The sequence below is a fragment of the Bradyrhizobium sp. genome (assembly GCF_049512235.1).
Lineage (GTDB): Bacteria > Pseudomonadota > Alphaproteobacteria > Rhizobiales > Xanthobacteraceae > Bradyrhizobium.
Genome location: NZ_JBEKXH010000411.1, coordinates 1 through 8,164 on the forward strand (window position 1 = coordinate 1; position 8,164 = coordinate 8,164).

The 8,164-nt window shown below is 61.2% G+C and carries 9 protein-coding genes; 2 read left to right on the top strand and 7 right to left on the bottom strand.

The features are described from left to right. The 3 genes from ABSG20_RS27825 to ABSG20_RS27835 all read right to left on the bottom strand — a co-directional run. On the bottom strand, positions 1-163 hold a 163-nt coding region (locus tag ABSG20_RS27825; RefSeq protein WP_423867692.1), incomplete at its 3' end, for an FAD binding domain-containing protein. Then, positions 160-807, bottom strand: a complete 648-nt coding sequence (locus tag ABSG20_RS27830; protein WP_423867685.1) for a 2Fe-2S iron-sulfur cluster-binding protein — start codon at positions 805-807, stop codon at positions 160-162. The genes ABSG20_RS27825 and ABSG20_RS27830, both read right to left, overlap by 4 nt. A 195-nt stretch (positions 808-1,002) precedes the next feature. Beyond that, entirely contained in the window at positions 1,003-1,401 is a 399-nt protein-coding gene (locus ABSG20_RS27835; RefSeq protein ID WP_423867686.1) for a thioesterase family protein, read from the bottom strand. Positions 1,402-1,686: 285 nt separating this feature from the next. Between ABSG20_RS27835 and ABSG20_RS27840 the strand changes: the two genes are divergently transcribed. After that, positions 1,687-2,808, top strand: coding sequence for an L-dopachrome tautomerase-related protein (locus tag ABSG20_RS27840; RefSeq protein WP_423867687.1), 1,122 nt, complete (start codon positions 1,687-1,689; stop codon positions 2,806-2,808). Between the two features lie 69 nt (positions 2,809-2,877). Here the strand turns inward: ABSG20_RS27840 and cyoD are convergent, their stop codons facing one another. The 4 genes from cyoD to cyoA are packed head-to-tail and all read right to left on the bottom strand — an operon-like array spanning position 2,878 to position 6,920. Next, positions 2,878-3,258, bottom strand: coding sequence for a cytochrome o ubiquinol oxidase subunit IV (gene cyoD / locus ABSG20_RS27845; RefSeq protein ID WP_423867688.1), 381 nt, complete (start codon positions 3,256-3,258; stop codon positions 2,878-2,880). Then, complete coding sequence (locus tag ABSG20_RS27850; protein ID WP_423867689.1) at positions 3,255-3,905, bottom strand: cytochrome (ubi)quinol oxidase subunit III; 651 nt, start codon at positions 3,903-3,905, stop codon at positions 3,255-3,257. Before ABSG20_RS27850 ends, cyoD begins: the two co-directional genes overlap by 4 nt. Continuing rightward, on the bottom strand, positions 3,902-5,815 hold the full coding sequence (locus ABSG20_RS27855) for a cbb3-type cytochrome c oxidase subunit I (RefSeq protein ID WP_423867690.1): 1,914 nt from the start codon (positions 5,813-5,815) through the stop codon (positions 3,902-3,904). The genes ABSG20_RS27850 and ABSG20_RS27855 overlap by 4 nt, the downstream gene beginning before the upstream one ends. Further along, on the bottom strand, positions 5,805-6,920 hold the full coding sequence (gene cyoA, locus ABSG20_RS27860) for a ubiquinol oxidase subunit II (protein WP_423867691.1): 1,116 nt from the start codon (positions 6,918-6,920) through the stop codon (positions 5,805-5,807). The genes ABSG20_RS27855 and cyoA overlap by 11 nt, the downstream gene beginning before the upstream one ends. A 236-nt stretch (positions 6,921-7,156) precedes the next feature. Here cyoA and ABSG20_RS27865 point away from each other — a divergent pair. Next, positions 7,157-8,164: molybdopterin-dependent oxidoreductase (locus tag ABSG20_RS27865; protein WP_423867693.1), on the top strand; the 1,008-nt coding region annotated here is incomplete at its 3' end.

Sequence of the window (8,164 nt, forward strand, 5' to 3'; positions counted from 1 at the left end):
GCGGCAGGCGGTTGATGTCGACCAACTCCGAAGGCGTCTCGACCTGCAACTTCATCAGGTCGAGCAGGTTGGTGCCTCCGGCGATCAATTTGGTGCCGGGTTTGGCGGCGGCCGCGGCGGCCTGCGCCGGCGAGGCAGCGCGCGCGTAAGTGAAAGCCTTCATGATGGGATTCCTGCTGATTGCTTGATTGCCGCCACGATGTTCGGGTAGGCCGCGCAGCGACAAATATTCCCGCTCATCCGCTCGCGGATTTCGACATCGGTCAGCTCGGCTCGAGGATCTGCCAGATCGGCGGTCGCATAGCTCGGCATGCCCGCGTGGGCCTCGCTCAGCATACCGACGGCGGAGCAGATCTGGCCTGACGTGCAGTATCCGCACTGAAAGCCGTCGTGCTCGACGAAGGCGGCCTGCATCGGGTGCAGATCGCCACCCTCCGCGAGTCCTTCGATCGTGGTGATGGACTGGCCGTCGTGCATCGCAGCCAGCGTGAGGCAGGAATTGATGCGGCGGCCATCGATCAGCACCGTGCAGGCGCCGCATTGTCCGTGGTCGCAACCTTTCTTGGAACCGGTGAGCGCGAGATGCTCTCGCAACGCATCCAGCAGCGTGGTTCGCGGATCGAGATTGAGGACATGGGAACGGCCGTTGATTTTCAGTTCGACGGTCGCGGAAGGGGTGGACGGATCAGCATCGATAGCGCGGGCCAGTGCTGCATGCGGCAATCCGGCCAGCAGCAATGCGGTGGCTCCGGTCTCGACGACGGTGCGTCGGGTCACCTCGATTTGGAAACATTCGCTCTCGTTCATGACGGCTCCAATTATCTGCGGTTCCAAGGCACGATGTCGCGTCGATGCGCCCTTTATTGATGCGGACCCGCCTCGTCATCGCGGGATAGCCGACAAGCACGCTACGTACGAGAGATCTAGGTCAAGGTCGGAGCGCCAGCCACTAAATTGGCGTTTAGGATATTCACTTGGAATTGAAGCGGCTCGCCGGAACAGCTAACGTTCGCTTTTAATAGCGAGACGCGCGTTGAACGATTGCAGGTCGATCACCGCTCGCCGATGAGTCCCGCTGCCGATCTCTTCGATGTCGTCACTCGCCGATACCTTGAACTCGATTCGCTTTCCCTCGACCTTTATCACCTCTGCTTCCGCACGAACATTGTGGCCGACAGGCGTGGCTGCGAAGTGCCGAACATCTATTTCGGTACCGACCGCGCTCTCACCTGGCTCCAGAAACGGCTTTATGGCATTGAGAGCAGCGTTCTCCATGACCAGGATCATGACGGGGGTCGCCAACACCTGCGGCAGCATCGCGTCCTTGAATTGATTGGCGAGATGCTCAGGCAGCACACGCAAGGTGAACGTTGCTTTCGTTCCCAAGGGTATTTGGCGCATTCAGGTGCCTCCTGCCTCGCCTTATCAACTTAACGAGGTTTGCAGTTTGCAGATGGGCAGATTGCCTGCCGAATGAATATCCAATTGCCATAAAATATAATTTAGCGTTCTAAACCGCAATTTAATTGTGGCGGCAGGCGATCTTCCTATTTTCCAGCCTACCGTGTCGAGGCGAGGCATGGTGCTTGCCGACAGACGAGTTGAGGATCCGCTCAGCACGCCCTCGCATGCGGTAAGAGTTGTGATCGATAAGTGATGGGTGGATTTATGGCGACGAGAACCAAGTTGGCCGGCGCATCCGTCGGCATCTTTCTGGCGGCTGGCATCCTCGCGGCGGCGCAAGCTTCCGGTCAAGCGCAAGCGTCCGGCCATGTCGGTCCGCCGCTGGAAACCGTGAAGGCGTTCGGCGATGATTTCCGGCTCGTCGGTATCGGTGTGTCGGCCGAAGGCAGGGTATTCGCGACGGCGCCATCCTCCAATATCCGCTCGCGCTTCAGCATGATCGAGGTCGATCCCAAAACCGGCGCGGTCACACCCTATCCCGATGCCGCCTGGAACAACTTCAGCGAGCAGGGGGATGGCAAGTCGGAATGGATTTCCGTGCAGGCGCTATGGGTCGACAAGTCGGATCGTCTTTGGGCACTCGACTCGTCACTGTCGAAAGTCGATCAGGAGCGGCTGCCGCCGAAGCTGGTCGAGTTCGACCTGACTACCAACCGTGTGATCCGGCAATATGATTTCACGGGCGTAGTCTCGGCGAAAGACTCCCTGAACGATGTCCGCATCGATACGGTGCACGATTACGCTTATCTCACCAATGCCGGGAACAAGGGCAGCCTGGTGGTGCTCGATCTGAAGACGGGGAAAGCCCGGCAGGTGCTGGGCGGTGACCGATCCACTTTCGCCGATCCCAGCCAGCACCTGATGATCGGCAACGAGGCTGCGCTGCGGCCGGACGGCTCGGTGTTGGCGATACAGGCCGATGGAATCGCGCTTTCGCCGGATGCACAGTGGCTCTACTACCGGCCACTGACCGATCATAATTACTGGCGCGTGCCCACGTCAGCCTTGCGCGATGCCAGGCTTTCGGACGCGGAGCTGGCAGGGAAGGTCGAGTATCTCGGCAGTTCCGTGCTCAGCGGCGGGCTGATCATGGAGGCCGGCGGCACGCTTTATGGCGGCGATCTCGAACACCGCACCGTGGTTGCCCTCACCATGGCGCAGGATCACAAGCTGAGCTCAAAGGTCTTCGTCAGCGACCCCTCGAAGCTTTCCTGGGCGGACGGTTTTGCGATCAGTGGCGGTTACCTCTACATCGCCGATTCTCATCTTTGGGAAGTGGCATTCAAGAACAATCTGCCGCGCTCCGGTCCCTTCACCATCTTCAAGGCCAAGCTCCCGCATTGAGCGCGACACGGAACCATGCGGAACATTTGCCGGAGAACGCAAATGACGATCATGAAGCAGCAGCGCCAATCAGCGCTGCATCTGCATGATCTGATCCATCGGCATCATGTTGTGGTTGAGATTGGCCATGATCCACAGCGATCCGCCGATCACCAGGAATACGATCAACAGGCCGAAGGCGAGCGCCAGCACGTTGTTGGTGTTGTCTGCCCCCGTCGTGATGTGAAGGAAGAACACCAGATGCACGCCCATCTGCGCGATCGCCAGCACGATGATGGCGACGGGAATGCTGGGCTGCCAGACGAGGTCGGTGCCCGCGATGAAGAACGACGTTGCCGTCAGCAGAACAGCAAGACCAAGTCCTACGACGTATCCAATCAGCCTTGAGCCGATGCTGCCTTCCTCTTCATCGCCGGGGGCAAGGTCGGCATGATCGTGAAACTCGCTCATACGGCGCTCCCCAGGAGATAGACCACCGAGAATACCCCGACCCAGATGATGTCCAGCGCGTGCCAGAACAGCGCGAAGCAAAGCAGGCGGCGCTGGATATCGGCGCGGAAGCCCTTGGCGAGGACCTGCGCCATCATGGTGAGAAGCCAGAGGATGCCGGCCGAGACATGCATGCCGTGGCATCCGACCAGGGCGAAGAAGGCCGACAGGAAGGCGCTCCGGGTCGGGCCGGCGCCGCGCGCGACCAGGCTCGCGAATTCGCGTCCCTCAAGCGTGAGAAATACAAGCCCGAGAACGCAGGTCACCGCCATCGCCGCCTGAAACCAGCGTTCGTTGCGGACGCCCGCCGCGATCGTGGCAAGGCCGCAGGTGAAGCTCGACAGCAAAAGGCAGCCGGTTTCGAGGGCGACGCTCCTCAGGTCGAACAATTGCGCGCCGCTGGGGCCGCCGGCGGTCTGCCCCAGCAGCACCGCGTAGGCCGCGAAGAAGCACGAGAACATTACGATGTCGCTGAGCAGGAAGATCCAGAAGCCGTAACCGGTCACGATTCGTTTCGGAGCCGGGCCATCGTGGGCTATCCCGACCCCTTCCATGCCGCGCAGCTGGTGCGGGTCGCCATGCGCGAAGGCCAGGGTGGCGTCGGTCATCCGGCGCTCCCCGCAAGGCTTAACGCGGCGCGCCGTTCTTCCAGATTGGCGCGGTCGATGCGCGCGACCTCCGCCGCCGGGATGACGTATTCGTCGTGGTCGCGCCAGGCGAATGCGACGAATGTCGCAAAGGCGCCCACGCCGCCCGCGACCACCATCCACCAGATGTGCCAGATCAGCGCAAAGCCCATGATGGTGGCGAAGAACGCGCACACGAAGCCGGTCGGCGAATTGCGGGGCATTTCGACGTCCTTGTAGTCCGGCGCACTGATGTCAAGGCCCTGCTGCTTGGCGTGGGCCTTGATCGCCCAGTAGGCATCTTCGCCGCTCACGTCGGGCGGAATTGCGAAGTTGAAGACCGGCGGCGGCGATGCGGTAGCCCATTCCAGCGACCGCCCGTCCCAGGGATCGCCGGTGCGGTCGCGCAATTCCGCGCGATGGCGGATGCTGACCACGAGCTGCGCTATCTGGAAAATAATTCCGATCAGGATCAGCACGGCGCCTCCGGCGGCCACGAACAGCCAGGGACGCCACTCCGCGACGTCATAGTGCTGCATGCGCCGGGTCATGCCGAGAAAGCCGACGGCATAGAGTGGCATAAAGGCGACGTAGAACCCGACCAGCCAGAACCAGAACGCGGCCTTGCCCAGCCCCTCATGCAGGCGGAAGCCGAACGCCTTCGGGAACCAGTAGGTGTAGCCGGCGAAGGCCCCGAACAGCACGCCGCCGATGATCACGTTGTGGAAATGCGCGACCAGGAACAGGCTGTTGTGCAGCAGGAAGTCGGCGGGCGGCACCGCGACGAGGACGCCCGTCAGTCCGCCGAGGATGAAGGTGACCATGAATCCGAGCGACCACATCATCGGTGTCGTGAAGCGGACGCGGCCGCCATACATCGTGAACAGCCAATTGTAGATCTTCACTCCCGTAGGTACCGCGATGATCATGCTGGCGATGCCGAAGATGGCGTTGACGTCCGGCCCGGCGCCCATGGTGAAGAAATGATGCAGCCACACCATGAACGAGATGACGCAGATCGCCATGGTGGCGAGCACCATCGAGCGGTAGCCGAACAGCGGCTTGCCGGAGAAGGTCGAGACTACTTCCGAGTAAATCCCGAACGCGGGCAGGACCAGGATGTAGACCTCCGGATGGCCCCACGCCCAGATCAGGTTCATGAACATCATCATATTGCCGCCGGCTTCGTTGGTGAAGAAATGGAAGCCGAAATAGCGGTCCAGGATCAGCATCGCGAGCGTCGCGGTCAGGATCGGGAACGCCGCGACGATCAGGAGATTTGACGCCAGCGTGGTCCAGCAGAACATCGGCATGCGCAAATAGGTCATGCCCCTGGTGCGCAGCTTCAGCACGGTGGTGACGAGATTGATGCCGGCAACCAGCGTGCCGACGCCCGAGATTTCCAGCGACCATAGATAATAGTCGACGCCGACGCCCGGCGAATAGGTCAGTTCCGACAGCGGCGGGTAAGGCAGCCAGCCGGTGCGCGCGAACTCGCCGACCACCAGCGATACATTGACCAAGAGCGCGCCGGTCGCGGTCAACCAGAAGCCGACCGAGTTCAGGGTCGGGAAGGCGACGTCGCGCACGCCGAGCTGCAGCGGTACCACCAGGTTCATCAATCCGATCACAAACGGCATCGCGACGAAGAAGATCATGATGGTGCCGTGCGCGGAGAAGATCTGGTTGTAGTGCTCCGGCGGCAGGAAGCCGTTGGAGTGGAAGGCGAGCGCCTGCTGCGCGCGCATCATGATGGCGTCGCTAAATCCGCGCAGCAGCATCACCGACGCCAGCAGCGTGTACATGACGCCGATCCGCTTGTGATCGACGCTGGTGATCCATTCGCGCCAGAGATAGGGCGGGATCGCGGCCCAGCTCAGTTTACCGAACATGGCTTGCTCCACTATCGGGCTTCGCCAGATTGGTCGTCAATTGCGGCCCCGGTCCCGGCGCGATCTGCTGGGTTGCGATTTTGCTAAACAGCTCGGGATCGGCGAGCCGATAGCTTGCCTTGGTCGTCTCGATCGACTGTAGCGCCAGCTTGGTGTAGCTGTCCGCGTCAAGGACCTGATCGCCACGCGCCGTGCCCGCGACCCATTCGGGGAACGCAAGCGGCGAAATGACGTGAACGTCGAACAGCATGTCCGGAAAACCGTCGCCGCTGAAATGCGCCGATAGTCCCTGAAGATTACCCTCCTGATCGGCGCGCAGGTTGAGCCGCGTGACCATGCCGTTCATCGTATAGATCATGCTGCCGAGCTGCGGGATGAAGAAAACGTTCATCACGCTTGCCGATGTGAGCTCGAAGTGCAGCGGCGCACCGACCGGCACGGTCAGCGTATTGACGGTGGCAACCCGTTGATCCGGATAAATAAACAGCCATTTCCAGTCGAGCGACACCACCTGGATTCTGATCGGACTTCCGGTGCCTGCGACCGGCGCGGCTGGATCAAGCTGATGCGCGCCGATCCAGGCGACGCCACCAAGCAGGATGACGGTGAGCGCCGGTATCGACCAGACCACAAGCTCGATGCGGCCGGAATGAGCCCAATCGGGACGATAGACGGCGCGGGGATTGGACTGCCGAAACCAGAATGCGAACGCGAAAATGGTGGCGATCGTCGGCAGCACGATCGCCAGCATAATCGCGATGGAATCGATCAGGATGGTTTTGTCGGCGGCTCCGATTGGACCCTGTGGATCAAGGATATTCATCGCCGAACCGGAAAAAAATGAACCCACTATTACGAGGCCGGTGCGGGTCGGCCACGGGCACCATTGAATTCTACAGAAGCATCCGGTGCGGCCGTCCAGCCCAAAACACTTATACCTAAAACTTGCAGAAGCGAGGAAGATCACAAAAGTTTTTTTTGAGTTGAAGTCGCGCGGCCTGCTATGCTTGAATGGTACCGTCGACGCTGGAGCTTTGTGTCGGCTTCTGCGTTCGATTGTTCGGGAAAGGGTCCTATGAAGGGACGGCCCCTGACGAGGGTGCATCGGCGGGATCTGCTTCGCCTTGTGACGGCTGGCGCTGCGGCCGCGGGGACGTTTGGGCGGGTCGCGGCGGAGCCCGCGAGCCGCGCTGAAAAGCGCAGAGCCCGCTACCAAGCCAATTCGACCGAGGTTCAGGAATTCTACCGGGTTAATCGTTATCCCGTCCGCTAGGGGGATGCGTGGTGCTGGTCAAGAAGTCAGGGCGTGATCGGGGGCGGGGTACATTTGCCACCGCACTGGTGGAGGAATCAAGCAGCGGCTCGGATCGCCGCACCTTCCTGAAACGTTCCGGCCTGGCCGCGGGGGCGCTGGCGGCGCTCGGTAGTCTGCCGCTCGGCGGCATCCGCAAAGCCGAAGCCGGTCCGCCGCCTCCCGCGGGCGCTGCGGTCGCAACCCGCAAGAATATCTGCACCCACTGCTCGGTCGGCTGTTCGGTGATCGCCAAGGTCGCGAATGGCGTTTGGATCGGTCAGGAACCGGACTATGACAGCCCGATCAATCGCGGATCGCATTGCTGCAAGGGCGCGGCGGTCCGCGACGACGTGCTGAACCAGCGCCGCCTGCGCTACCCTGTGAAGCTCGTGAACGGCCAATGGACGCGGCTCTCGTGGGACAAGGCCATCGACGAAATTGGCGACAAGCTTTTGGAGATTCGCGAGAAATCCGGGCCGGACTCGGTTTACTGGCTGGGTTCGGCCAAGTTCACCAATGAAGCCGCCTACCTCAATCGCAAGCTCGCCGCCTTCTGGGGAACCAACAACTCCGATCATCAGGCGCGCATCTGCCATTCCACCACGGTCACCGGGGTCGCCAACACCTGGGGCTATGGCGCGATGACCAACAGCTACAACGACATTCGCAATGCCAAGACCATTCTCGTCATGGGGGGCAATCCGGCGGAGGCGCATCCGGTTTCGCTTCAGCACATCCTTGAAGGCAAGGAACTCAACCGCGCCAATATGATCGTGGTCGATCCGCGAATGACACGGACCGCCGCGCACGCCACCGAATATGTTCGCGTGCGTCCGGGTACCCATATCGCCACGATCTATGGAATGCTGTGGCACATCTTTGCAAATGGCTGGGAGGACAAGGAATTCCTCAGCCAACGGGTCTACGGCGTCGACGAAATCCGCACGCAGGTGGCGAAGTGGCCACCCCATGAGGTCGAACGCGTCACCGGCCTGCCCGAAGCACAGGTCAAGCATGTCGCCGAAATCTTTTCCAAGGAAAAGCCGGCGACGCTG